At 48.3% G+C, this 24,302-nt stretch carries 24 protein-coding genes; 13 read left to right on the plus strand and 11 right to left on the minus strand.

Annotation, left to right across the window (positions count from 1 at the left end; all coding sequences use genetic code 11):
- Nucleotides 1-29: 29 nt before the first annotated feature.
- The 10 genes from Q7P67_RS01625 to Q7P67_RS01670 all read left to right on the plus strand — a co-directional run bounded on the left by Q7P67_RS01625 (nt 30) and on the right by Q7P67_RS01670 (nt 9,980).
- Nucleotides 30-1,940, plus strand: coding sequence for a transketolase (locus Q7P67_RS01625; protein ID WP_303850046.1), 1,911 nt, complete (start codon nt 30-32; stop codon nt 1,938-1,940).
- On the plus strand, nt 1,937-2,620 hold the full coding sequence (locus Q7P67_RS01630) for an RNA methyltransferase (RefSeq protein ID WP_303850048.1): 684 nt from the start codon (nt 1,937-1,939) through the stop codon (nt 2,618-2,620). The genes Q7P67_RS01625 and Q7P67_RS01630 overlap by 4 nt, the downstream gene beginning before the upstream one ends.
- 68 nt (nt 2,621-2,688) lie before the next feature.
- Entirely contained in the window at nt 2,689-3,096 is a 408-nt protein-coding gene (locus Q7P67_RS01635) for a 23S rRNA (pseudouridine(1915)-N(3))-methyltransferase RlmH (RefSeq protein WP_303850050.1), read from the plus strand.
- A gap of 56 nt (nt 3,097-3,152) precedes the next feature.
- Nucleotides 3,153-3,515: a TraR/DksA C4-type zinc finger protein gene (locus Q7P67_RS01640; RefSeq protein WP_303850052.1), complete on the plus strand. Its 363-nt coding sequence runs from the start codon at nt 3,153-3,155 to the stop codon at nt 3,513-3,515.
- 81 nt (nt 3,516-3,596) lie between these two features.
- Complete coding sequence (gpmI, locus tag Q7P67_RS01645) at nt 3,597-5,114, plus strand: 2,3-bisphosphoglycerate-independent phosphoglycerate mutase (protein ID WP_303850054.1); 1,518 nt, start codon at nt 3,597-3,599, stop codon at nt 5,112-5,114.
- Nucleotides 5,114-5,773, plus strand: coding sequence for a ComF family protein (locus tag Q7P67_RS01650; protein ID WP_303850056.1), 660 nt, complete (start codon nt 5,114-5,116; stop codon nt 5,771-5,773). Before gpmI ends, Q7P67_RS01650 begins: the two co-directional genes overlap by 1 nt.
- A 35-nt stretch (nt 5,774-5,808) precedes the next feature.
- The gene (locus tag Q7P67_RS01655; RefSeq protein WP_303850058.1) at nt 5,809-6,990 is read left to right on the plus strand and encodes a PAS domain-containing protein; all 1,182 of its coding nucleotides are present in this window, start codon (nt 5,809-5,811) and stop codon (nt 6,988-6,990) included.
- 176 nt (nt 6,991-7,166) lie between these two features.
- Nucleotides 7,167-8,165: a type I glyceraldehyde-3-phosphate dehydrogenase gene (gap, locus tag Q7P67_RS01660; protein WP_303850060.1), complete on the plus strand. Its 999-nt coding sequence runs from the start codon at nt 7,167-7,169 to the stop codon at nt 8,163-8,165.
- Between the two features lie 9 nt (nt 8,166-8,174).
- A complete protein-coding gene (gene pgk / locus Q7P67_RS01665) occupies nt 8,175-9,344 on the plus strand; it encodes a phosphoglycerate kinase (protein ID WP_303850062.1) in 1,170 nt (389 codons plus the stop codon).
- Between the two features lie 258 nt (nt 9,345-9,602).
- Nucleotides 9,603-9,980, plus strand: coding sequence for a (deoxy)nucleoside triphosphate pyrophosphohydrolase (locus tag Q7P67_RS01670; protein WP_303850064.1), 378 nt, complete (start codon nt 9,603-9,605; stop codon nt 9,978-9,980).
- Here the strand turns inward: Q7P67_RS01670 and Q7P67_RS01675 are convergent.
- From Q7P67_RS01675 to Q7P67_RS01700, 6 genes are read right to left on the minus strand one after another with little or no spacing between them, the layout of a single operon-like run.
- Nucleotides 9,971-10,705: a DUF815 domain-containing protein gene (locus Q7P67_RS01675; RefSeq protein WP_303850067.1), complete on the minus strand. Its 735-nt coding sequence runs from the start codon at nt 10,703-10,705 to the stop codon at nt 9,971-9,973. The two genes, Q7P67_RS01670 and Q7P67_RS01675, sit on opposite strands and share 10 nt — an antisense overlap.
- Nucleotides 10,695-11,666 (minus strand): porphobilinogen synthase, encoded by a 972-nt coding sequence (gene hemB / locus Q7P67_RS01680; RefSeq protein WP_303850069.1) that lies wholly within the window; start codon nt 11,664-11,666, stop codon nt 10,695-10,697. The genes Q7P67_RS01675 and hemB overlap by 11 nt, the downstream gene beginning before the upstream one ends.
- A gap of 11 nt (nt 11,667-11,677) precedes the next feature.
- Complete coding sequence (locus Q7P67_RS01685; RefSeq protein ID WP_303850071.1) at nt 11,678-12,355, minus strand: uroporphyrinogen-III synthase; 678 nt, start codon at nt 12,353-12,355, stop codon at nt 11,678-11,680.
- Nucleotides 12,355-13,278: a hydroxymethylbilane synthase gene (hemC, locus tag Q7P67_RS01690; protein ID WP_303850072.1), complete on the minus strand. Its 924-nt coding sequence runs from the start codon at nt 13,276-13,278 to the stop codon at nt 12,355-12,357. Before hemC ends, Q7P67_RS01685 begins: the two co-directional genes overlap by 1 nt.
- The gene (hemA, locus tag Q7P67_RS01695; RefSeq protein WP_303850074.1) at nt 13,275-14,546 is read right to left on the minus strand and encodes a glutamyl-tRNA reductase; all 1,272 of its coding nucleotides are present in this window, start codon (nt 14,544-14,546) and stop codon (nt 13,275-13,277) included. The genes hemC and hemA overlap by 4 nt, the downstream gene beginning before the upstream one ends.
- Before the next feature lie 7 nt (nt 14,547-14,553).
- Complete coding sequence (locus Q7P67_RS01700) at nt 14,554-15,345, minus strand: inner membrane protein YpjD (RefSeq protein WP_303850077.1); 792 nt, start codon at nt 15,343-15,345, stop codon at nt 14,554-14,556.
- A 357-nt stretch (nt 15,346-15,702) separates the two neighbouring features.
- Here Q7P67_RS01700 and Q7P67_RS01705 point away from each other — a divergent pair, with 357 nt between their 5' ends.
- On the plus strand, nt 15,703-16,569 hold the full coding sequence (locus Q7P67_RS01705) for a DUF2156 domain-containing protein (protein WP_303850079.1): 867 nt from the start codon (nt 15,703-15,705) through the stop codon (nt 16,567-16,569).
- Here Q7P67_RS01705 and Q7P67_RS01710 read toward each other — a convergent pair.
- Nucleotides 16,559-17,314, minus strand: coding sequence for a sulfite exporter TauE/SafE family protein (locus Q7P67_RS01710; protein WP_303850081.1), 756 nt, complete (start codon nt 17,312-17,314; stop codon nt 16,559-16,561). The two genes, Q7P67_RS01705 and Q7P67_RS01710, sit on opposite strands and share 11 nt — an antisense overlap.
- A gap of 167 nt (nt 17,315-17,481) precedes the next feature.
- Between Q7P67_RS01710 and nth the strand changes: the two genes are divergently transcribed.
- Both nth and larC read left to right on the plus strand, forming a co-directional pair.
- Nucleotides 17,482-18,114, plus strand: coding sequence for an endonuclease III (nth, locus tag Q7P67_RS01715; protein WP_303850083.1), 633 nt, complete (start codon nt 17,482-17,484; stop codon nt 18,112-18,114).
- A complete protein-coding gene (gene larC / locus Q7P67_RS01720) occupies nt 18,086-19,243 on the plus strand; it encodes a nickel pincer cofactor biosynthesis protein LarC (protein ID WP_303850085.1) in 1,158 nt (385 codons plus the stop codon). The genes nth and larC overlap by 29 nt, the downstream gene beginning before the upstream one ends.
- Here the strand turns inward: larC and Q7P67_RS01725 are convergent.
- From Q7P67_RS01725 to Q7P67_RS01740, 4 genes are read right to left on the minus strand one after another with little or no spacing between them, the layout of a single operon-like run.
- On the minus strand, nt 19,218-21,737 hold the full coding sequence (locus Q7P67_RS01725) for an EAL domain-containing protein (RefSeq protein WP_303850087.1): 2,520 nt from the start codon (nt 21,735-21,737) through the stop codon (nt 19,218-19,220). The two genes, larC and Q7P67_RS01725, sit on opposite strands and share 26 nt — an antisense overlap.
- A gap of 51 nt (nt 21,738-21,788) precedes the next feature.
- Complete coding sequence (locus tag Q7P67_RS01730) at nt 21,789-22,475, minus strand: response regulator (RefSeq protein ID WP_303850089.1); 687 nt, start codon at nt 22,473-22,475, stop codon at nt 21,789-21,791.
- Nucleotides 22,475-23,947 (minus strand): hypothetical protein, encoded by a 1,473-nt coding sequence (locus Q7P67_RS01735; protein WP_303850091.1) that lies wholly within the window; start codon nt 23,945-23,947, stop codon nt 22,475-22,477. The genes Q7P67_RS01730 and Q7P67_RS01735 overlap by 1 nt, the downstream gene beginning before the upstream one ends.
- Entirely contained in the window at nt 23,940-24,296 is a 357-nt protein-coding gene (locus Q7P67_RS01740; protein ID WP_303850093.1) for a response regulator, read from the minus strand. The genes Q7P67_RS01735 and Q7P67_RS01740 overlap by 8 nt, the downstream gene beginning before the upstream one ends.
- Nucleotides 24,297-24,302 lie beyond the last annotated feature (6 nt).

Genomic DNA, 24,302 nt, shown 5'->3' on the forward strand with positions numbered 1-24,302 from the left:
TTATATATGAAATAACTGAGGTAATATATATGAGAAACCGAGGCTTTGACGTAGATTTCACCGCAGAGGATGAAAAAGCGCTGGCGGAGACCGCAAGGTTCTGCCGCGGCGATATACTTAAAATGACAACACTTGCCGCAAGCGGACACCCCGGCGGCTCAATGTCTTCCATAGACATGTATCTGACCGTTTACAGGTTTGCCAACATCACTCCTGAAAACGTAAAATCTGCCTCACGCGACAGAATATTCGTTTCCCACGGACACACCAGCCCCGGCGTATACTCCGCGCTGGCAAGAAACGGCTTTTTCGACATTGATAAGGCTGTTTCCGAGTTCCGTCTTGCAGGGAGCATCTATGAAGGGCACATCGAAAGGATGGTGAACGGCGTTGAATGGACTACGGGAAACCTCGGGCAGGGACTTTCCGCTGCCTGCGGCGCTGCCATGGCGGGCGAGATTGCCGGTGAGGATTTCAACGTATTCTGTTTCATGGGCGACGGCGAACAGCAGAAAGGTCAGCAGTCCGAAGCAAGACGCTTCGCCGCCATGCACGGACTGAACAACATCACCGCTTTCATCGACTATAACAAACTCCAGATAAGCGGCGATATCGAACACGTTATGTATCAGAACATCAAAGACGACTATACGGCGGACGGCTGGTTCGTTATCACAGTTGACGGACATGACTATGAAAAGCTCTTCACCGCCATCAAATACGGACAGAAGATAGAGCAGCCTGTGCTTATCCTCGCCGAAACCGTTATGAGCAAGGGCGTATCTTTCATGGAAAACATCCACGGATACCACGGTAAGCCACTCACTGATGACCAGCTTGATAAGGCGCTTGCGGAACTCGGTCTGGAAAACGACATAGCTAAATATAAAGAGATGAGGAAGAATTTCGTATTCGATCCGTCTCACCATGAGCTTGAGATACCGGAAGTCAGAGTTTCATACGATAAAGACAAGGAATACGGACTGGATGTTAAAACCGACTGCCGTTCGGCTTTCGGGGACGCTATATACGACCTTGTGAAGGGTTCGCAGGCTGAGGGCATGACCCCCATAGCCGTTTTCGACTGCGACCTTGCAAGCTCTGTCAAAACAGACAAAGTTGAAAAAGATTTTCCCGACAACTTTGTTCAGACGGGTATTCAGGAGCACCACGCATGTTCTGCGGCAGGTGCGGCAAGCGTGAACGGCGTACTTCCGTTCTTCGCTGATTTCGGTGTGTTCGGTGTTGACGAGGTTTATAACCAGCAGAGACTGAACGACATAAACGGCGCGAGCCTGAAAACCGTTACAACACACATCGGCATCGATGTGGGCGAGGACGGAAAGACTCACCAGTGCATAGACTATCTCGGCACACTGCGCAACCTCTTCGGTTTCCGCGTGATAATTCCCGCAGATCCCAACCAGACTTACAAGGCTGTGTGCTTTGCGGCGGAAAACCCCGGCAATTTCCTCGTCGGTATGGGACGTTCAAAGCTGGCTGTTGTTGCGAACGGTGACAAACCCTTCTTCGGAAAAGACTACAGTTTTAAATACGGACAGGTTGACGTTCTGCGCGACGGCGATTTCGCCATCGCAACCTACGGCAGCATGACCGCAAGGGCGCTCAAAGTAGCGGATATCCTTGAGAAACAGGGGATAAAGGCGGCAGTGCTCAACTGCTCATGCCCTCTTCACCCTGACATGGAAGTATTTGAGAAATATACTGATAAGCCGGTTTTTGTTTATGAGGACCATAACGAATTTACCGGACTTGCCGCGACTCTGGCGAATAAATTTTCAGATGACGGAGAACCGGTGCGTCTGGTGCGTTTCGGCGTGAGAGGCTATGCGTTTTCAGGAACACCGGACGATATCTTTAAGCTGCTCGGTCTCGACCCTGAAACAGTCGCAGAGAGCATCAAAGCGGAGCTTGCATGATAGTTCACGGACGCAACACTGTTGAGGAAGCCCTCAAACTTGATATGGTAAAACTCCTTCATGTGAAGGTGAACTCAACTTTCGATCCCAAAAGGTTCGGAGTGGAATACCGTACTTACGGTTCAAAAGAGTTTGAACACTTTTTCGGACAGGAGGCGCAGGGTGTCGCCGCCGAAATTAAAGATATAGAACCGAAAAACTTTGACAAAGCGTTTGATAAAATACTTGAAAACGGTCCTGTAATAGTTCTGGACAGGATTTTTGATCCCCACAACTACGGGGCGATAATAAGAGCGGCTAACTGCTTCGGCGTTAAGACGGTACTGGTAGGATTTGATAAACAGGCTCCGGTAACGGCAGCCGTATGCAAGGCTTCCAGCGGAACTATTTTCCATACGCTGATCGTCGGCGCGGTGAATACCGCAACAGCGCTTAAAAAGCTGAAAGACTCCGGATACAAGGCGTATGCTGCCGATGTTAACGGTCAGACAGCGCTGAAAGATGCCGTGTTTGATCAGAAATCAGCGCTTATCATGGGTTCAGAGGGGAAAGGAATCCGTCCCGCTCTTCTGGAGATGGCGGATACCCATGTGAAAATCCCCATGCGCGGGGATATAGACTCTCTGAACGTTGCTCAGAGCGCTGCTGTTATACTTTATGAGTTTACGAGGAATTTGTAAAAAGTATTCTTTCACTCTGAAAAGAGTTGACAGACTAAAACTCATTCTATATTTTACGAGCAATTCCGATGCTGATAAAAATTGTGATGGCATCCAAAATTAAAGAGCCTGAGATAAAGAACTTAGTTGACAGATACATAAAAATGTCTAACGGCTTTGTTCCCGTTCAGGTTGAGGTTGACAAAAGCAGCCGCGGCGGAAACTGCAAAGGACTTCTGGTGGGGATGGATCCCGCCGGGACGAAGTTTTCCAGTGAAAAGTTCGCTGAATGGCTCAAAAAACGTATCGAAACGTACGGGGATGTCACTTTTTACATCGGCGAGGCGGAGGGACTGCCCGCGGAAGTTCGGGCGTCGGCTAAAGAATTTATTTCGCTGTCCGAAATGACAATGGCACACAGGGTCAGTCTTTTGGTGCTGGCGGAACAGATATACAGGGCGCTGACCATCATGAACGGTCATCCGTATCATAAATAGAAACTGCGTGTAAAAGGCTTTTCTGCTTTTACATCTGGCTTTTAAGGAGGGCTGGTATGGACAGGGAAAGACTGAACTACCACAGGGACAAACTGCTCAAGATGAGGAGAGAACTCATCGACAAGCTCAACGAGAGATATCAGGATGCAATGAGCCTCGGCGAAGACGGAACACAGGACGCCGCCGATGAAGCATACAATCTCTATAACAAAAACCTCATGCTGGGGCGTGTTGAGACGGACGCTTTAAAGCTCCGGCTCATTGAGCAGGCTCTCGTGCGCATCGAAAACGGCACCTATGGCGTCTGTATCGAATGTGAAGAGGACATTGAGGAGAGACGCCTCGAATATGTGCCCTTCGCCAGATACTGCACCGACTGCAAGACCGAACTGGAAAAGAAAGGTCTTATCAAGATGTAACAGGCACCCCGTCTATTATGGCGGGGTTTTCTTTTTTGTGCTAAACTCACGTTCAAATCACCAATCTTTTTGGAGAATGTCATGTCGAATCAGAAAACCGTACTGCTCATCCTCGACGGCTGGGGTCTCAGAGACGAGGAAGAATATAACGCCATCAGAATAAGCAAAGCTCCGAACTTCTTTAAACTCATGGCGGAATGTCCGCATACAAGGCTTAATGCCAGTGAGGAATATGTCGGTCTTCCGGCGGGTCAGATGGGAAACTCTGAAGTCGGTCACACAAACATCGGCGCGGGACGTATAGTTTATCAGGAGCTTCTGCGCGTAACACTTGCCATAAAAGACGGCAGCATGGCGAAGAATCCTGAATTTGCTGCCTTTCTGAACACCGTTAAAGCTGATACGGGCAGACTGCACCTTTTCGGACTGCTCTCCGACGGCGGTGTGCACAGCCATATCGAGCATCTTAAAGGTATCATTTCTATAGCGAAACAGTTCGGAATACCGGAAGTTTATGTCCATGCCTTTATGGACGGGCGGGACACTCCCCCAAAAAGCGGTCTTGGTTATATGCAGGAACTGGTTGCATATATGAATGAACTGGGCTGCGGCAGGGTTGCCACAGTTGCCGGACGCTATTACCCGATGGACAGGGACAAAAGATGGGACAGAACCAAGCTGGGGTATGAAGCCATTCGCGAAGGTATCGGGTTTGAGGCGGACGATCCATGTGGAGCCGTTCAGTCCGGTTATGACAGAGGCGAGACCGACGAGTTTATAAAACCTACGATCATAAAAGGTTTTGACGGAAAAGTGAACGACGGCGACGGTGTTTTCTTCTTCAATTTCCGCGCGGACAGAGCAAGGCAGCTTACCACAGTTTTCACAGACAAGGCTTTTACGGAATTCAGCCGTGTCACACCGGATATACACTTCATGACTCTCACCCAGTACGACAGCAAATTTCCGTGTCCCTATGCTTTCGGACCGGAAGCTCTTAAAAATATCTTCGGAGAGGTTGTCAGCAAACACGGACTGAAACAGCTTCGAATAGCAGAAACCGAGAAATATGCGCATGTTACATACTTCTTTAACGGCGGAGCCGAAACGGTTTTCGAGGGCGAGAAACGCGCACTGCTGGAATCGCCCCGCGACGTTGCCACATACGATCTGAAACCCCAAATGAGCGTTTATCAGGTGGTGGACAGGTTCAAGCAGGAGATAGATTCCGTTGACGTTGTCATCATGAATTTTGCAAACCCCGATATGGTGGGGCACTCAGGTATTCTTGATGCGGCGGTCAAGGCTTGTACGGCAGTTGACGAGTGCCTCGGCGAAGTTATGAAGGTTGTTAAAGAGAAAAACGCGGTTCTCGCAGTTACGGCTGACCACGGAAACTGTGAGCTTATGTGGGACTATGAGAACAACCAGCCACATACAGCTCATACTTTGAATCCTGTTCCTTTCATTATTTATAATTATGACTGCAAACTCACGGATAAAACTGGCAAGCTGGCCGACATAGCGCCCACCCTGCTCGATATCATTGGAATTGACAAACCCGCGGAGATGACGGGAGAAAGCCTGATAGTGAAGTGATGCTGGGTGAGATATTTTCGCCTGAGTGCGCAGGATGCGGGGGCAGATGTGAAACGCGGCTTCCGCTTTGCAGTGACTGCAGAGGCGGTCTGACAGGATATAAGCATTTCTGTGAAAACTGCGGGCACCCTTCCGGTTCGGAGGTTAAGGTATGCGGGCACTGCCTCGGCGGTGCGCCATGGGACAGGATATATATTGATTACAGATATACGGGAGCGTTGAAAAAGCTCCTGCTCCAGATAAAGTTCGGATACAGGGTGACGGGCGTCGGCAGTCTGGGTGCCCTTGTCCGCGCTGACTTTTTACAAAAATATGATATAATCACAGACGTTCCGTCACATTTCACAAGAAAATTCAGAAGAGTAGCACATCCCGCACGCAGTCTTGCAAAACATATTGCCGGGCTTTGCGGGGCTGAATATGAACCGTTGCTTGTCCGCGGGCGAAAAACCGAATATCAGTATAAACTTAAAAGCAGGATGCGGCATCTTAACGTTAAAGGCGCTTTTTTCTGCCGCATGGATTTAACTGGTTTGAAAATTCTGCTCGTTGATGATATTATAACCACAGGCGCCACTGTCAGCGAGTGCTGCAAAGTGCTTAAACAGTCCGGTGCTGAAAAGACGGAAGTTTATGTCCTTTCGGGCGGACATTACTGAAATCTCTCAGATAAAGTAGTGTCCAAGAGGTATTGATGAACTCACTTATATCCAGAGTGTCTGTTATGTTCAGGGACTGCTCTTTCCCTGTGTATATTTATTTACCCGATCAGGGAGCGTTTTATCAGGTCGTCGCCGGACAGCATGAAAAAGTTCCGGTGCCCGTTACAATGAAGTCCTATCTGGACAGTGACGAAACCTTTTTTCAGTCCTTTAAAAAGGGCGAAACTATGATGTCCTTCTACTTCCTTCGCTCAGTACACGAAGGGGAGCGGGTCGTCGTTATGATAAACTCCGACAAGAACCGCAAACACCTCAACTCGGTGGCCCGGTCTTTTTACGGAGTCATGGCAGAGGCACAGGAGTCCGTAAGGGTTCTCCGTCACAGCCGTATGAAGATGATGAAACTGCTGGACGGTCTTAAAATGCCGCTTTTCAGCGTTTCTTCTGAATATTTGATAATAAACGTCAACAAGGCGCTGGCTGATTTTCTGGGGATAGCCAATATCCCTCAGATAATCGGGAAAAAGTGCTATGAAGTGATACACGGACGCACAGAACCATGTTCATTCTGCCGCATGGCGGAGATAATAGCCGGGGAAAACGTCGGGTCACAGAATATACGCATAGAAAAAGACGGCGAAACAAGGCATTTCGAGCACCATATGTTCCCTGTGTATGACCAGACGGGGGAACTGAATGAGTTCGGCGAGTTTATGTTCGATATCACAGAGAACTTTCAGCTCGTACAGTCCATCGAAAAATATAAGGAACGGGTTAAAACATTTCAGAAGGCCGAAGTTGACAAGATGAACGAGATAGGCGATCTGAAAAAGGCGTACAAAGACCTTGAAAAGAACTATGACGAGGTTTTCCTTAAAAACCGGAAAATGAGCAAGGCGCTTGAAAAACTCTTTGCGGACGACAACATAAATGAGCTTCTTAAACTCCGCCAGGAAAATAAGGATATAAAGAACAAGCTGGTGCGTTCCGCAACTGCGCTGAAAAACTTTCAGAGCACACTTGAATTGCAGCAGGAGAAATATAACGACCTCAGCAAGAGAACCGTTTATCAGCTTGAAAGGCTTATCAATACTGTAAATAAGAAATCCGTTGTTACTGACAAGGAGCTTGGGACGCTGCTTAAAATGGTGACAGACGAGATAAAATCCGTCCGCCGCCACCTGAAGCTGGAAGCGCCCCCCGAAAGCGACTGAAATATAAAAATATCGGAGTGATGAAAAGTCATAAATCCGGATCGCCGCGTTGCGGTCGTTCCCCGCGAAGACAAACAGATGCCTCTGCGAGGAACATTGTGACGAAGCAGTCTGTTTTTATGAAAATGGTTTATCGACACAGTAATAAATAACAAGGGATAATACCGGAGGTTAAAATGGGTGTAAAACTTGGAATCAACGGTTTCGGACGTATCGGACGCTGTACCCTCAGAGCTATAATCCAGCGGGGACTGGATGTTGAGATTGTTGCCATCAACGACCTGACAGACACCAAGACACTGGCACATCTGCTCAAATACGATTCTGTCCATGGACCCGCAAAGTTTGATGTTGAAGCTGCGGAAGACGGCATCATTATCAACGGTAAAAAAGTGAAAATATGCGCGGAAAAAGACCCCGCCCTGCTGCCATGGAAAGAGATGGGTGTTGAAGTGGTTCTGGAATCCACAGGCAGATTCACAAAAGGTCCCCTTGCACAGAAACACATAGATGCAGGCGCTAAAAAAGTTGTCATCTCCGCACCCGGAGAAGATGTTGACCTTACTCTGGTTATCGGCGTTAATGACAGCCAGTATGACAAAACAAAGCATCACATCATCTCCAACGCTTCCTGTACAACAAACTGTCTGGCACCTGTTGCCAAAGTTCTCAACGACACCTTCGGACTGAAAAAAGGTATCATGACCACAGTCCACGCATATACAAACGACCAGAACGTACTCGACCTGCCCCACAAAGACCTGCGCCGTGCAAGAGCATGTGCCGTCAGCATGATCCCCACCTCAACAGGTGCGGCAAAAGCTGTGGGTCTGGTTCTGCCCGAACTGAAAGGCAGGCTGACAGGTTATTCCGTTCGTGTTCCCACTCCCAACGTCTCCATGGTTGACCTTACCGCTGAGCTTGCCGCCGAGACAACAAAAGAGGCTGTGAACGAGGCGATGAAAAAAGCCGCCGAAGGTGCTATGAAAGGCGTTCTGCGTTATACCGACGAACCCCTTGTTTCAATCGACCTTAACGGTGAACCCGCATCATCAACATTCGATTCTCTGCTCACTATGGTGCTTGAAGGCAACATGGTGAAGATTGTAAGCTGGTATGACAACGAATGGGGCTACTCAAACCGCTGTGCCGAGCTTATTACTAAAGTTATTTAAGGGTTATTTATGGCGAAATGTATCAAAGATCTGAACCTTAAAGGAAAAAGAGTATTTATCCGCGTAGATTTCAACGTCCCTGTGAAGGGCGGTGTAGTTAAAGACGACACCCGCATCGTGGAGGCTATGAAAACCATCCGCTATGCGCAGGGACAGGGCGCAAAGGTTATCCTTGCGTCCCACCTCGGAAGACCGAAAGGAGAGAAGAACCCCGACTATTCTCTCGCTCCGGTGGCAAAGTACATAACAGACAAGTTCATCCCGGTAACATTCGTTGAGGACTGCATCGGTGCTCCAGTTGCGGATGCGGTGGCGGAAATGAAGGACGGTGACATCATCCTCCTCGAAAACCTCCGATTTTACAAAGGCGAGGAGAAGAACGAATCCGAATTTGTGAAGGCGCTTGCCGCAAACGCAGACGTTTACATCAACGATGCGTTCGGAACATGCCATCGTAAGCACGCATCCACATACGGCATGGCTGAGCTTATTCACGATAAGGCGGCAGGCTTCCTTGTCGAAAAAGAGATAAAGTATTTCAGCCAGCTTATCAGGGATCCCGCAAGACCATTCGGCGCAATTGTAGGCGGAGCAAAGGTTTCGGACAAGATAGGCGTTATCAAGTCCCTTCTGGAACTTGCAGACGATATCTTCGTGGGCGGAGCAATGGCGTACACCTTTCTGAAATATCAGGGACATCCGGTGGGCACTTCCCTTGTTGAGGAGGATCAGCTCCACGTTGTTGAGGAGATATTTGCCATCGCCAAAAAGAAGCAGGTTAAGATAATGCTCCCCATGGATCATGTAATCTCCAAAGAGTTCGGAGGAGAGCCCGTTGCATGTGACGGTGTGGACATTCCTGATGGATTTATGGGGCTTGATATAGGTCCTAAGACAGTCGAGATGTACATCCACGAACTGAACAGATGCAATACTATCCTCTGGAACGGCCCCATGGGCGTGTTCGAGAATCCGCAGTACGCAAACGGCACCTTCTCCATAGCGAGGGCACTCGGTAAAGCTGGTGGCACGGTTGTTGTGGGCGGAGGGGATTCCGTTGCCGCAGTGAACCTTGCAGGAGTAAGTGACAGTATCGACCATATTTCCACGGGAGGCGGCGCTTCTCTGGAGTTTATAGAGTTCGGGTCTTTGCCGGGAATCGACATACTGGACAGATAAATAACGTGCGGGGCATGTTTGCCCCGCTTTTTTTGGCGCATATATACGTCGTATTACGGTGTCAGGCTTTTTTCGGGGCTGCTAACATACTCCTCTGTGTGCTCACAGTCCTCTCAAAAAGGCTTCCTTGTAATGCTCGCATCTAAGCACCAATCAAAATAACATAAGCCTGATGCGCGGTTGTCTCGTTTTTCAATATCAGTTGTCATAGTCTGGGGCGTTTTTGCGAGAAAAGCGACGGGTTGCTCCGAGGTTATTATGAAAGAAGTCAACGTTGTTGCGGCGGTTCTTCAGAAGGAAGGAAAGTATTTCATAGCCCGTCGTCCGCTGGACAGACAGCTTGGCGGTCTCTGGGAGTTTCCCGGCGGAAAGATAGAGCCGGGCGAAACTCACGAAGAAGCTCTAATCCGCGAAATGCTGGAAGAATTTGACGCTGATGTAAAAGTGTGCAGGTTTATCCAGACGATTCAAAAGGTTACAGACGAGAGAAAAATTATTTTGCACTTCTACCATTCTGATCTGATTTCGAGCAGATTCGAAATGAAAGAGCATATCGGCATGTTTTGGGGAACCGTGGACGAACTCAAAACAAAAGAGCTCGCCCCCGGTGATCTTGAAATTCTTGATTATTTATAGATGTTTTTGTAAATCGCAAACTGTTTGGCAATTCTGCCGCTTCTTCCGCCCCTATCCATCGCATAGGCTTCAGCTTCAATTTCCCATCTCTCGTAAAGACCTATGTTAAATTGCTCAAGATAAGATTTAACAATTTGTTTGTAGTCTTTGGGATTCAAGGGATAAAATCCTATAGCAAGCCCGAAACGCGCAAACAGAGAGGCTTTTTCGTTCACTTCGTCGCGGTCGTATACGTCGCCGAAGGTTTCAGCCTTTTCCGTTATCATGTGCCGCTTGTTTGAAGTGGCAACAAAGATGCAGTTTTTCGGCTTTTCTTCCAGTCCTCCTTCGAGGATAGACTTGAAAAGGCGGTACACGGAGTCTCCTGCATCGAAAGAAATATCGTCCATATATATCATAACAAAACGATCAGGCATCTTACGGATTTCTCCATAAAGACCATAGAGATCCGTAATGTCAGTATGGCGGAACTCAACTGCTGTAAGCCCCTCTTCCGCATATTCCGTAAGGAGCATTTTTATCATGGTGGATTTGCCCAGTCCCTTTTCGCCCCAGAGGAGCATGTTGAGAGCGGGTATGCCTTTTATGAACGCTTCAATATTTCTGACAGCCAGATCCACCTGCCTGTCGATGGCGACAAGATCGCCTCTGAACACCTTTTCAATGTGGTCTATCTGGACAAGTTCGCCTTCAAACCACCTGTAAGCATTTGTTTTATTTCCCAAGAGCTTTCGCCGCTTCCTTCGCGTAATAGGTTATGATTATGTCAGCACCCGCACGTTTGATGGATGTGAGTGCTTCCATCATGGCTCTGTGTCCGTCCATCCAGCCGAGCTGGTCTGCCGCCATTATCATAGCATATTCGCCGCTGACGTGGTATGCGGCAACGGGTCTGTCAAAATTCTGTTTCAGATCGCTGATTATGTCCAGATAGGGCAGAGCTGGTTTGACCATTATTATGTCGGCACCTTCCGCTATGTCCAGTGCCGCTTCTTTAAGTCCCTCTGTGCGGTTCGCCGGATCCATCTGATATGTTTTTCTGTCGCCGAATTTAGGAGTTGATTCCGCTGCCTCGCGGAAGGGTCCGTAGAAAGCGGAGCAGTATTTAACGGAATAGCTCATAATCGGTATGTTGGAATATCCGTTGTCGTCGAGAATATTGCGCATCTCTTCCACGCGTCCGTCCATCATATCGCTGGGTGCAACCATGTCCGCGCCCGCTTTGACGTGTGTAAGGGTTTCAAGGGCGAGGTAGTGGAGGGTTTCGTCGTTGTCCACTTCGCCGTTTTTAATGATTCCGCAGTGACCGTGGTCTGTATATTCGCACATGCAGACGTCGGTTATGACCAGCAGGTCTTTAACGTGTGCCTTGATTGCGCGTATGGCTTTCTGAATTATGCCGTGTTCGTTGTATGCTTCGGAACCCATTTCGTCTTTATAGGCGGGGATGCCGAAAAGGATTACGCCGGGGATGCCGAGAGCTTTGACTTCCTCGCACTCTTTGATGATGTTGTCGATGGACATCTGGAAAACGCCGGGCATGGAGGAAACGGGATTTTTGATGTTCTCGCCCTCGCAGACGAACAGCGGGTAGATGAAATCGTTTGCGCTGAGAGTGGTTTCACGTACCATTCTTCTCATTGTTTCGCTGGTTCTGAGTCTTCTGGGTCTGTCTATGGGGAACATATGCCACCTCTTTAAAGTGAGTTTATAATCTCTGTCATAGCCTCAAGGGTGAAATCCTTAGGGGTCAGGCAATCTTTATTATATTTTTTAACCGCGTCTGCGGTGGTTTTGCCGATTACGACGATGGTTTTGTCCGTATCTGCCACATCGAAGAACGCACGCACGGCTGAGGGCGAAGCAAAAGTGACAACGTTGATTGCGTTGTCAGTGATATAAGCCTCAATTTCAGCTTTTGTTCTCTGAACAGGAACCGTTCTGTATATAGTGACAATTTCGGCGGTGCATTTGTTCTGTTTCAGCCACTCGTGAAAATTTCCGGCGCGGGTTTCAGCACCCGCCATAAGGAAGGTTCTGCCGGTCAGGTCGCGTCCTTCAAATAACTTTATAAGTCCTTCTGCGGAGAACTCCTCCGGCATAAGGTCAACATTAAAGCCAGCCTTTTCCATGGCGCCTTTCGTTGCGGAACCAACCGCCACTATCTGTCCGAAACGGACGGAATCTTTATATCTGTCAAAATATTTCACCGCGTTAAGGCTGGTAAAAACGCCAAAATCGTAATAGCCGCCTATCTCCGCATCAACGGGGACGCACTCTATCATCGGCAGGGAGAACGGGGTGTGACCCGCCTGCGAAAGAATTTGTGCAAACTTCGCGGTTTTGTCGGCTTCCCGTGTTATAAGGACGTTCATCAGGCGTTTTTGTAGATTTCGTCCAGTATCTCTTTTCCGCCGTTGCCGAGAATCTTGTCGGCAAGAGCTTTTCCGAGAGCTTCCGCGTCTTTTATGTCGCCTGTGATGCTCTCTTCTATGAAGACGCTGCCTTCGATATCGGAAACGAGACCACGCATGGATATCACGTTATCTTTGATTACGGAGTGTCCTGCTATGGGTGCCTGACATCCGCCCTCCAGACGGCGAAGGAACGCACGTTCGCATTTAACGCGTGTTTCGGTTTCGTCGTGGCGGAGGAAATTCAGCAGGTTCATCATCTCTGTGTCATTCTCGCGTATCTCGATGCCGAGTATACCCTGACAACAGGCGGGGAGCATCAGTTCTGTGTTGAAAGTGTCGCGGACACGTTCTTCGAAACCGAGGCGTACAAGTCCCGCTTTCGCAAGGATTATACAGTCATATTCGCCCTTTTCCAGCTTGGCAAGGCGTGTGTTCACGTTGCCGCGCAGGTCTTTGATAACGAGGTCGGGGCGGTATTTTTTAAGCTGCACTTTTCTGCGCAGGCTGCTTGTGCCGACGATTGCGCCCTGAGGCAGTTCGTCCAGCTTATTATATTTAACGGAAACGAAGCAGTCATAGGGTGTTTCGCCTATGGGGCTTGCGTAAAGTGTCAGTCCTTCGGGCAGTTCCATTGGAACGTCTTTCATGCTGTGCACGGCTATGTCGGCGGTGTTGTCCAGAAGCGCCTGTTCAATCTCTTTAACAAACAGCCCTTTGCCGCCTATTTTTGCCAGCGGAACGTCGAGGATGATGTCCCCTTTTGTCTTTATTACGTTAAGCTCAACCTCAACTCCATGTTTTTCCATAAGCAGTGCTTTGATGTGTTCTGCCTGCCAGAGTGCGAGGTTGCTGCCCCTTGTTGCGATTACGACTTTTTTCATTTCACATCCTCAAGTTCGAATAAGATTTTAAGAGCCTCGTCCAGTGAGTATCTGCCCTTAACCGCGGAAGCGTTTTTCAGGTTTTTCAGCGGCGTGTGCAGCACTTTGTTCATGTATGCAGTAACGAGGTATTCTATTTTAGCAAGTTCTTCTTTGTCCTCAATCTTGAATTTGGACGAAAAGCGTTTAAGCTCCTCCTCCTTTTTCTCTTCAAACTGCTGACGCAGGGATTTTATGACGGGAATTATCTTCATGGATTCCAGCCACTCGTAAAACATTTCAAGTCCGGCGTCGATGTATTCCATGGCTTTGACAGCCTCTTTTTCACGCTGTTTGCGGTTGGCGTCAACAACAGCCTTGAGGTCGTCTATGCTGTAAACGTATACGTTTTCTAGTTCGTTTATGAGGGGGTCGATGTCTCTGGGCACGGCAATGTCTATGAAGAACATGGGGCGGCGTTTTCTCTGCGCCATAGTCTCTTTAACGTCGGCGGCTGTCACCAGAAGGTCTGTCGCGCCTGTGGAGCTGATGATTATATCAGAATCGGGCAGGCAGGTTTTGAAACGGTCAAATTCAACAGCCGAACCGTTCACCTCGCCTGCGAGGCGCTGCGCCTTTTCAAAGGTTCTGTTGGTAACGGTTATTCCGCCTATGCCCGTGGTGACAAGGTGTTTCGAGGCAAGTTCGCACATCTCGCCCGCGCCTATGATGAGCGCATGTTTGTCGGAGAGGCTGCCGAAAATCTTAGTGGCAAGCTCAACGGCGGCGTAGCTGACGGAAACGGGGTTTTCGCCTATACCTGTGTATGTGCGCACTTTTTTGGTGGTTTTGATGGTGTATTCCTCAAGTTTTTTGAGGAAAGTACCCGCACCGCCGTAAAGACGGCAGTTCTCGAACGAGTCTTTCACCTGTCCGAAGATCTGGGGTTCACCCATGACAAGAGAGTCCAGTCCGCTCGCCACACGGAAAATATGGCGCACGGAATCCTCTCCGCAGTGGATATAGGTATACTTGCGAAGTTCCGACCTGTCCATTTTGCAGTGTTCGGAGACAATCTCAAGAACGCTTTCAATGTTGCACAGGAAATCGTCGGTTACGATGTAGTATTCCACCCGGTTGCAGGTGGAGATTATCATAGCCTCATAAATCCTGTCGTTGCTCATTATTTCAGAATAAATCTCAGCAAGTTCCGACCCGTCAACGGCAAGGGTTTCCCTCACGCCGACAGGGGCGGTGTTGTGGTTTAAGCCTAAGACTGCAAGCTGCATATTTGTGTCATCCCATTACAAAAAAAGCCACACCGACGTATGTTATCAGTACGGAAATAAAACCCACTATGGTAGACAAAGCGGTGTCCTTTGGAGACATCCCTTTTATCTGTTTATAAAATGTTATACCGCTGTAAATTATCCATGTGATTATGGCGAAAACGAGCTTGGGGCTGTAAATATTTATCATGCCCTTTGCGTACATCATCCATATGAGTCCGGAAAGAAGTCCTATGGTGAAGGTGTAGAAGCCTATGTAAAGCGTGGTATTTATCAGTTTGTCTATGGTGTCAAGCGGCGGGAAGCTGCGGAAGATTATTCCGAAGTTCTTGTTTTTAAGCTGGCGCTCCTGAACGAAATACATGATTCCGCCGATGGTGGAAACCATGAAAAAGGCTGTGCCGATTATTGTGAACGGCAGGTGGATATAGAGCCAGAAACCAGCCGCGTGGGGGTTTACGTTCGCGGGAATTCCGCCTGCGAAACGGGCTATAATAATGAAAAGCACCGTAAGGGGGAAAATGAACAGTCCAAGTGTAAGCCTTCGGTATTTCACATACATCATGACATAAACAAGCATCAGCGCCTGAGCGAGAAACAGGAAAAGTCCGCTGACAGAGCCGAAGGGAAGCACATGCTTTGTCTGCCAGAGGGTGATGAACTGTGCCGAAGAGAACACCAGCCCAAGAACGGCGAAGATGTTTGTTATTGCCGCAAGCCTCTGGTGTCCCATGAAAATGAACAGGGTCACATGCAGAAGCGCAAGCACTGCGCACAGAATGGAAAGGTCGAAAAACATTGTTTATCCGCTCCGTTTTACGCTCTTATCTCCCCCTTTAACAAAGGGGGATTAAGGTGGATTTTAATTAGATATCAATTAAATCCGCCCCAGCCCTCCTTTCTCAAAGGAGGGGGTAAGACACGGTTGTTTAGTCCGCCGGCAATCCTCTGTCGGCGATGAATCAAAACCTGAAACTAAATTATATATAACACAGGTATTTTTGAAAGGGAAAATTTATTAAGCCCCGATGCAAAATTATTTCATAAATGAGATTTTATGTTGCGTTACTTGGCATTTAGGGCGTACAACAACAAAATAATTTTTATACTTGCATTTAATTGAGTTTGGACGAAATTGATGTAGATGGTACAATGTATGACAGAAATGATCGGCACACCTATCTCGCTGGAACATAAATCAATGCTTGCTCCAAAGCTGAAATCCGTTAATATCCCTGTATCCGAGTACAGTTTTCAGAACCTCTTCCTTTTCCGCGGAAACCATGACTACCACGTTTTCGACAGGGACGGTTTTACCTTCATACAGGGAACGACATATGACGGAAAGACACATATCATGCCCGCTGCGGACATGCGCGAGGTTCCCGTTGAAACACTGCGCGCACTTCAAAAGAACTGCGACTTTTTCTTTCCCGTTTTCGAGGACTGGGCGGAGTATTTCAGACAGTACGGCGTGAACCTTACATATCTTGACGGCGATACGGACTATATATACACCAGTGTGAAGATGTCCACCTATGCCGGACGCAAACTCCACAAAAAGCGTAATCTGCTTAAACAGTTCACACAGCTTTATTCCGCCACGGCGTTCATGATTACTGACGACAACATTCAGGACGCGTTCTATATCCTTGACGAATGGCAGAAACAGGCGGATCTGCCCAGAGAGGAGACCGATTTTAAAGCGTGCCACGAGGCGCTTACGCTTTATAAAGAGCTGGGGATATGCGGCGGGATATACTATGCGGACAAGAAGCCTGCGGCGTTCATCCTCGGCGAAGAGCTGACGGAGAACACTTATGTCATGCACTTTGCAAAAGGGCTTACCATGTACAAAGGCATTTATCAGTTCATCTATAATGATTTCGCATCGATACTGCCGAAAAGGTACGAGTTTATAAACTTTGAACAGGATCTGGGCAGTGTCGCCCTGCGCGTAGCAAAGACCAGCTACGTTCCCGACGTACTTGTCAAAAAGTACAGAATGACTTTTATTCAGTGACCAGAAGAAGGACGGCGAACAGTATCACCGCCGCCGAAACGAATCTCTTAACAAAAACGTTCCCCGCCTTAACGGAAAATTTTGCGGCAATGACAGCTCCGGATGCCATTCCGAGACCCAGAAGAATTCCAGGCAGCCACATCACCTTGCCGTTGTAAATAAAGACAACCATTGAAAGGGTGGCTGTGGAGAGGTTCATAAACATCTTTATGGCGTTCCCGCGGATGTAGTCCATTCCGCTCATAACGCAGTACGCAAGAACCAGAAAGCCCACCCCTGCCTGTATGAATCCGCTGTATATGCCCATAACAAAGAACACCAGAACGCTGACAGCCGTATTTTTAAGACCGTGTTCAAGGTCTTCCGCGACTTTAAGCGATTTCGGTCTGAAAAAGGTCACAAGGGTCATAATGACCATAAAGAACGCAAGATATTTGCGGAAAGCATCCTCGGCAACGATTGTTGCAAGATATGAACCCAGAAGCGCACCGGTCACGGACGGAATTATTGATACTCTTCCCATGCGGACAGGAAAATAGCCCATGGTGCGGAATTTGTTGAAACCGAAAACGGACTGTATCCAGATGCCAAGTCTGTTCGTGGCGTTTGCCACGGTGGGTTCCAGACCTGTGAATATCAGCAGAGGGGTTGTAAGAAACGAACCTCCTCCAGCCATGGTGTTGATGAATCCGGCAAGAAAACCGAATACCGGAAGTATCAGATATTTAAGAAATTCAAAGTCCATTGCGGATTTTACACTTAAAAACTGCGTATGGGCAAACGGAAAAAAATAAATTATAAATAGAACGTATTGAGTAAAGACGGGATCGCGTCGTCGCCGAGCTCCTCGCGAAGACGGGTATCGTTTGTATTTGCGAGTGCAGCAAAGGAATCTCATTCGATCGGATAAATATGGATAAAAAAGAACTCTCGAAGATTTTTGAAAAGTATCTGGAAGAGAACTGGAGGGATGCCTCCTGTTCGCTGGACTATGTAAGCCCGTTCCAGCTTATCTGCGCAACGGCTCTTTCCGCGCAGTGCACCGACAAGCGGGTGAACGAAATCACCCCTGAGCTGTTTAAAAGATATCCCGACGCTTTCGCTCTGGCATCAGCAAAATACGAGGACGTGTCGGAGATCATAAAGAGCGCGGGAATGTATAAGGTCAAGGCGAAGAACCTTATCAGCATGGCGAACGATCTTGTGGGAAAGCACGGGGGAGATGTGCCCGAAGATATGGACGCGCTTACGGCTCTGGCAGGTGTCGGGCGCAAGACGGCAAACGTTGTGCGCGGCAACATATGGCACAGGGCGGGTGTCGTTGTGGACACACATGTCAAAAGGATAACTAACAGGCTGGGTCTTGTGGACAGCGAGGATCCGGTTAAGATAGAGCACGAACTTGAACAGTTGATAGACGGAGAAAATCACTGCATTTGGGGGCACAGGTGCATCCGCTTCGGGCGGGAGATATGCACGGCAAAAAATCCGAAATGCGGAATATGCGGGGTGAGAAATGTCTGCAGGTACTACGCTTCACTTTGATATAGTTTCGGGGATATCCGGCGATATGTCTGTCGGGGTTCTCTGCGGGCTGGGACTTGACATAGCGGAGGCGGCGAAACTCGTTTCCGGTATGGTCGGTGTAGATATAAAGGCTTCCATGGAGAGTGCTGACGTTTCCGGTGTTGTCTGCGGACGGCTGAAACTGGATCTGCCACATGAGCACGCCCACAGAACAATGAAGGATATACGCGAAATGCTGGAGCGCTCCGCTTTTTCCGGACAGGTGAAGAGGGATGCAATCGGTATATTTCAGATAATTGCAGATGCCGAGGGTGCGGTTCACGGAAAATCGCCGGAGGACGTGCATTTCCACGAGGTAGGGGCGCTGGATTCCATATTCGATATAGCCGTGTTTGCATACGGCGTGGAGCAGCTCGGCATAAAGTGTATAACCTCGTCCGCACCTGTTCTGGGCAGCGGTATGGTGAAAATGGCGCACGGTATGATGCCCGTTCCGGCTCCCGCAGTGCTCAAAATACTTGAGGGCATACCGGTCGCCCCTTCATCGGAACAGACCGAGATGACCACTCCCACAGGCGCCGCAATCCTGAAATATTATGTGAAACAATACGGCGGATTCTCCGGAAAAATGGTTAAGACTGCATTTTCCACCGGAACTAAGACTTTTAAAACAGTGCCCAACATGCTTCGCGGCATACTTATTGAAGATGCTGCTTCCGGCGGGCTGGTCATGGCGGAAACGTCCGTTGACGACTGCACGGGAGAGATGATGGGGCACCTGTTCGCACGGCTGAAATCAGTTGCGCTGGATGTCACTGTCACTCAGACCATCGGCAAAAAGAACAGACCTGTCTTTCTTCTGAACGTACTTTGTGAAAAGGAGAATCTTGAGGCTGTGGCGCGCGTGCTGTTTGCTGAAACTTCCACGGCGGGACTGAGACATTATCCTGTTGAAAGGATTATCATGGACAGACGGATGGAGAGCGCCGATGTGCGCGGAGTCAAGGTTGGTGTCAAGGTGCTTGAATACAAAGATATTATAAAATACAGTCCGGAATGGGACGACTGTGTTGCAGCGGGAGAAAAACTGAACATACCCGCCGCCGAGGTGTATTCCGCTGCTAAAGCAGCTTTTTACCGCTCCTGAGAAGTGCGACGAACTCGCTGAAAGTCAGGGGCTTGCTGAAAAAGAAACCCTGAATCCCGTCGCATCCACGCTCGCGGCAGAAATCCAGTTGCGCCTGCGTCTCCACCCCTTCGGCTATCACATGAAGGTTAAGACCCTTCGCCAGATTGATTATAGCCGTGGATATCGCTATGTCGTCGGCATCTTCCGGGATATCTTTTATAAACTGCCTGTCCACCTTCAATATGTTTATGGGAAACAGTTTCAGATAGCTCAGTGAGGAATAACCCGTGCCGAAATCATCTATGGAAATCTTTATCCCATGCTGAACAAGATGGGCAAGGGCTATGATGGTGGTCTGGATATCCTCCATCATAGTGTTCTCCGTTATCTCAAGTCCCAGAAGCTCAGGTTTTATACCTGTTTCCTTAACTATGCCGCATACTGTGTCTATGAGGTTTTCATCTCGGAACTGTCTTGCTGAGAGATTCACGGCAACGTCGATATCTTTAAATCCGAGTTTGTGCCATTTAACGGCGTCACCGCAGGCTTTTGTCAGAACAAATTTTCCTATGGCGATTATGTGCCCCGTCTCCTCTGCAATCGGGATAAATTCCTGAGGGGAGATTATCTGTCCATCTCTGTTCCAGCGGATAAGGGCTTCCGCGCCGCATATCATACCCGTTGTGAGGCTGACTTTGGGCTGATAAACGACTTCGAACTCTCCGGACATAACAGCTTTCCTCAGCTCTCTTTCCATGCTGACGCGGGTCTGAACTTTTTCGTTCATGTTTTTAGTGAAAAGCTGATAGCCGTTTTTGCCCGTTTCTTTGACACGGTACATGGCGAGGTCTGCGTTTTTCACCATGGTTAGAACGTCCTCCCCGTCGTCCGGATAGATGGTTATGCCGAGGCTGGCGTTTATGAAGAACTCGTTCCCGTTTATATTGATGGGTTTTGCAAACTCTGTCAGTATCCGCCTTGAAGTCTCAACAGCGTTGGATTCCGTAAGGATGTCCTGAAGAATAAGCATGAACTCGTCACCGCCGAGACGTGCGACGGTATCTTCGGTGCGGACGCATTTTTTTAGGGTTTCTGCGACACGCTGTAAAAGAATATCTCCGACATAGTGTCCCAGTGTGTCGTTCACGTTCTTGAAGTTGTCAAGATCTATGAATATGACGGCAACCTTCTGACTGTGGCGTTTTGCGAAAGCTATTGCCATTTCCAGACGGTCGTTGAAAAGCTGTCTGTTGGGCAGCCCCGTCAGAGTATCGTGGTTCGCCTGATATTTGAGCTTCTCCTCGCCCTGTTTAACCTCTGAGATGTCGTGGAACACAGCCACAAAGTGGGTTATGTTGCCCAGTTCGTCCTTAATGGCGTTGATGGAGAGCCATTCGGGGTATGCGTCACCGTTTTTGCGTCTGTTCCATATCTCCCCCGACCAGTTGCCTCTTTTTATTAGGCTCTGCCACATGCTGCTGTAAAACTGCTCGTCGTGCTTTTCAGATTTCAGTATGCGCGGAGTCTTACCTATTGCTTCTTCGGGTGTGAAACCAGTTATCTGGGTGAACGCGGGGTTCACCTGCAATATTGTGCCGAAGCAGTCCGTTATGGTGATTCCTTCGATGGTATTCTCTATAACGCTGGCGGCGAGAAGAAGCTGACGCTCCTTTTCGATACGCTCGTCGATCTCTTTCATGAGCTGACGGTTTGCTTCGTTCAGCTCGTTTGTGCGCTTTTCCACCAGCGATTCGAGGTGTTTTCTGTATTTGACCAGTTCATCTTCGTATTTTTTTCTCTCCGTAACGTCGGTTATTGAGCAGATGAACCCCTTGATGCGTTGTTTGCTGTCACGTATGTAGTCCCATGCCAGCTCAACGTACACCGTTTCGCCGTTTTTTTTCAGGTGTCTGTGGGTGAAGCGTGTCGGAAGCGCCTCGCTTATAGCCGCCATACGGAAATTGTCCATAACAAAGCTGCCGCTGTGCTCCTCAAGAAGGATTGAAAGGCTCTGCCCGTGCAGTTCTTCAGCGGTATAGCCGTAAATCTCCTGAATCGCTTTGTTGGCGGTTATAATGCGGCATTCCGTGTCCATTTCTATCATTCCGCCGGGCATGGTGGAAAGGATGGTTTCCAGCCGGGCGGAGATTTCCGAACTGCCGGAGTTGTCGCTCATATATCCGGATATGCAGTCTGAAGTAATGCTGAAAAATGAATGAACGCTGATTATTTTGCCTGAACCGCAGATTATGCGGAAACCGGATTCGAAGCACGCCGTCTCTTCGTCCTGCACTTTTTCCTCAAGTGTTGAAAGGACGGAGAAACGGTCATCACGAAAAACTATATCGGTCAGACATAAGCCATTTTCGATATCCGCTTCAGAGTAACCGATTATATCTGCTGAGTTCATGGACAGCCATGCAAAAGGGTATCCGGTTTCAGGTTTAAGCCTGAAAAAGATAATGTTCCCCTTGCTCAGAAGATCTGCGAGACATTCACCCGTGTTTATCATGATATTTTCCTAAGTATAATCTAACAGAAAGGTTCTGCCGCCGCAAGTCGGTCAGGATGTGAATAATGCCCTAAATTTACTGTAGCAGCAGATTATTTGGATGAGCAGAAGTTTAATTCTGTTTCTATCGGATTTTTCGGCAGTCTGCATGGAGGCGCAAAGTTCCTGCAATCTCAGAACCATCATCCCCGCTGCAGCACCCTTCATCTTGTGTGCGACGTGGGTAATAATCTCTTTGTCTCCGGCGAAAACGGAATCTCTGAGGTTGAGTATCTCCTCGTCCATAACGGCTATAAACTCCTCCATGAGCATTAACATGGTTTCACTGTCCAGACCGATTATCTCCGAGACCTGTGTGATATCATATTTAATATCTTCGCAGCACTCTTCAACGGCGTGTAGAAACTGTGAAATATCATCACTCATAAATGGTTTTGAAAGGGAATAGTCGAATAACGGCGAATCTGAAAAGTCGTTGTCGGCTGAGATACATACAAGCACAGGCGGTTTTTCGTTTCTGTCCGCAAAATCAGCCCGTATCTTTTCCGCACAGTCGGGACCCTGAATAAATGGCATGTTTATGTCCAGCAGCACTGCATCGAAGTTTCCGGTCAGGGCAATGTCCAGCGCTTCCTGTCCGTTTTCCGCAAGGGAACACTCTGCTCCCAGCTTCTGCATCAGCTTTGAAAGCAGAATCCTGTTCATTTTGTCGTCATCGGCAATGAGCAGCTTTGACATCAGAAGAACTCAATACTCGACTGTTCGTCCTCAGAAGCGAGAATATCTTTAAGCTCGGAATCGTTCCGTCCTCTTGTGAAGTCATCATCGGAAAGGATGCTGTCGGTGAGTCTGGCGTTGAATTTTTCAAATTCTTCCTGCACGTTGTCAATGAACTCGCCGAAGAGCTCTATAAGTCTTTCCGTGTTGGAATCGAAAAACGTCATATATTTATCGCCGGTGAATATGGTTCTGAAATGGGTGAGATGTTCCTCCAGTTCGTAGGTGTTTTTCAGCATCTGGTCTCTGTCTGTAGACATTGTGGCGCTGCACACGGACCGGAGATGTGTTCCTGCTTCCTTAAAAGTCGAGCTGAAATCTTTCTGCAGGTTCTGCCAGAGGGTTATGTTTGCGTGCAGTTTGAGTATAAGTGTCTGCAGTTCCTGCTCTGTGCTGAGCATTGACGAAACAACACTTCGGAGGTCTTCGTCGTTTATGCGTGCAACCTCTATGGCTGTCACCACAACAAGGTTTTTAAAGGTCTTGGATTGCTTTCCCAGCCCGTTGACCCGCATTGTCGCCTGATTAATTGCCGTCTGGGATTGTGTGGTTTTAACCTGCAAATCGCGTATGGTGTTGCATATGGTGCTTGAAACCTCATGCACCCGCACGAGCTCTTCTCTGAGGATATTGGTCTTTCCCACTATATTTTGCAGGTCTGTGTTGAAAGAATAGAGGAAATCTTTCATAACCTCTTTAATCATGTATAACTTATTCTGAAGTTCGGATTTGATGAAATCAAGTTTTGCCAGTGACTTTTCATATACTCCGAAAACCTTTCCCGCTTCGTATGCGTTCTGGAATTTGTTCTGTCCCATGGCTTCTTTGATTATCTCAAGCTCCTGCGAGAAGATATCGTGAAACTGGGAATGTTCTATAAGGACGGAAACGTCGGACGTTATGACAATGTTGTCTGTATCGTCCAGTTTAAGAAATTCGGCGCTGCTGTTAATGTCGCTGTTGAGGATATTTTCGGCTATGTAGCGGAATTTCTCATACACCTCTGCAAAATCCTTTGTTATTTCGTCCAGAAGGCTTTTGACGGTTGTGGAGTATTTTTTAATTTCCTTGCTGATGTGGGTGATGGTTGAACCTTTGTCGCCCAGCGCCATTGTGCGGCAGATGGTGTTGTACGACAGAAGTTCAAGCTCGTCAGTAATGGACAGGAAAGTCCCGGTAGCTTCGTTGAGCTCCTCCCGCATTTTATCCATGTTCAGGTTTTCGATTTTCCTGTTTATGTTCTCGGAAATGTGGCGGACTATCTCGTCCGTATTGCCGACAAAACTGTGGGAATCGCTCTGAATCTTCTCACCGACGCTGAGCATAGCGGCGAAACTCTCGCTGCGGTGCTCGATTATCTCGTTGATAATTCCGACGATTTGATAGAAACAGCCGTCAATTTCACCTTTCAGTTTGTCGTATGCGCTACTCATATTTTTTCAGTGTCTCCGCCAGAAGGGTTTCTGTTACCGGTTTAAAAATAATTCCGTCGAAACCCGCTCCGTCAAGATGGCTCTTTTCCGCAACATCCGCTGTCAGCGCTATGTATTTTGTACGCGTCCATTTATTTTCATCTTTCAGCATTTTCAGGATATCGACCCCTGTCACTCCAGGTTCAAGCCTGAAATCCACAAAAGCCACGTCCGGTTCTTTCATGCTGCGCAGTCCGCTTTTGAGACTGGCAACCGATTCCGCCGTCTGCACGGTGTGCTTCAGCTTCTCAAGTAATATTCTGCACATTTTAAGGTGCAGAGTATTGTCGTCCACAATAAGTACGTTCATAAGACC

Origin of the sequence: Seleniivibrio woodruffii, from assembly GCF_029267515.1 — a bacterium.
Lineage (GTDB): Bacteria > Chrysiogenota > Deferribacteres > Deferribacterales > Geovibrionaceae > Seleniivibrio > Seleniivibrio woodruffii_A.

Coding starts and splice junctions, on each gene's coding strand:
- Q7P67_RS01625 (WP_303850046.1), top strand. CDS start 30: ATGAGAAACCGAGGCTTTGACGTAGATTTCACCGCAGAGGATGAAAAA.
- Q7P67_RS01630 (WP_303850048.1), top strand. CDS start 1,937: ATGATAGTTCACGGACGCAACACTGTTGAGGAAGCCCTCAAACTTGAT.
- Q7P67_RS01635 (WP_303850050.1), top strand. CDS start 2,689: ATGCTGATAAAAATTGTGATGGCATCCAAAATTAAAGAGCCTGAGATA.
- Q7P67_RS01640 (WP_303850052.1), top strand. CDS start 3,153: ATGGACAGGGAAAGACTGAACTACCACAGGGACAAACTGCTCAAGATG.
- gpmI (WP_303850054.1), top strand. CDS start 3,597: ATGTCGAATCAGAAAACCGTACTGCTCATCCTCGACGGCTGGGGTCTC.
- Q7P67_RS01650 (WP_303850056.1), top strand. CDS start 5,114: ATGCTGGGTGAGATATTTTCGCCTGAGTGCGCAGGATGCGGGGGCAGA.
- Q7P67_RS01655 (WP_303850058.1), top strand. CDS start 5,809: ATGAACTCACTTATATCCAGAGTGTCTGTTATGTTCAGGGACTGCTCT.
- gap (WP_303850060.1), top strand. CDS start 7,167: ATGGGTGTAAAACTTGGAATCAACGGTTTCGGACGTATCGGACGCTGT.
- pgk (WP_303850062.1), top strand. CDS start 8,175: ATGGCGAAATGTATCAAAGATCTGAACCTTAAAGGAAAAAGAGTATTT.
- Q7P67_RS01670 (WP_303850064.1), top strand. CDS start 9,603: ATGAAAGAAGTCAACGTTGTTGCGGCGGTTCTTCAGAAGGAAGGAAAG.
- hemB (WP_303850069.1), bottom strand. CDS start 11,666: ATGTTCCCCATAGACAGACCCAGAAGACTCAGAACCAGCGAAACAATG.
- Q7P67_RS01685 (WP_303850071.1), bottom strand. CDS start 12,355: ATGAACGTCCTTATAACACGGGAAGCCGACAAAACCGCGAAGTTTGCA.
- hemC (WP_303850072.1), bottom strand. CDS start 13,278: ATGAAAAAAGTCGTAATCGCAACAAGGGGCAGCAACCTCGCACTCTGG.
- hemA (WP_303850074.1), bottom strand. CDS start 14,546: ATGCAGCTTGCAGTCTTAGGCTTAAACCACAACACCGCCCCTGTCGGC.
- Q7P67_RS01700 (WP_303850077.1), bottom strand. CDS start 15,345: ATGTTTTTCGACCTTTCCATTCTGTGCGCAGTGCTTGCGCTTCTGCAT.
- Q7P67_RS01705 (WP_303850079.1), top strand. CDS start 15,703: ATGACAGAAATGATCGGCACACCTATCTCGCTGGAACATAAATCAATG.
- Q7P67_RS01710 (WP_303850081.1), bottom strand. CDS start 17,314: ATGGACTTTGAATTTCTTAAATATCTGATACTTCCGGTATTCGGTTTT.
- nth (WP_303850083.1), top strand. CDS start 17,482: ATGGATAAAAAAGAACTCTCGAAGATTTTTGAAAAGTATCTGGAAGAG.
- larC (WP_303850085.1), top strand. CDS start 18,086: ATGTCTGCAGGTACTACGCTTCACTTTGATATAGTTTCGGGGATATCC.
- Q7P67_RS01725 (WP_303850087.1), bottom strand. CDS start 21,737: ATGATAAACACGGGTGAATGTCTCGCAGATCTTCTGAGCAAGGGGAAC.
- Q7P67_RS01730 (WP_303850089.1), bottom strand. CDS start 22,475: ATGTCAAAGCTGCTCATTGCCGATGACGACAAAATGAACAGGATTCTG.
- Q7P67_RS01735 (WP_303850091.1), bottom strand. CDS start 23,947: ATGAGTAGCGCATACGACAAACTGAAAGGTGAAATTGACGGCTGTTTC.
- Q7P67_RS01740 (WP_303850093.1), bottom strand. CDS start 24,296: ATGAACGTACTTATTGTGGACGACAATACTCTGCACCTTAAAATGTGC.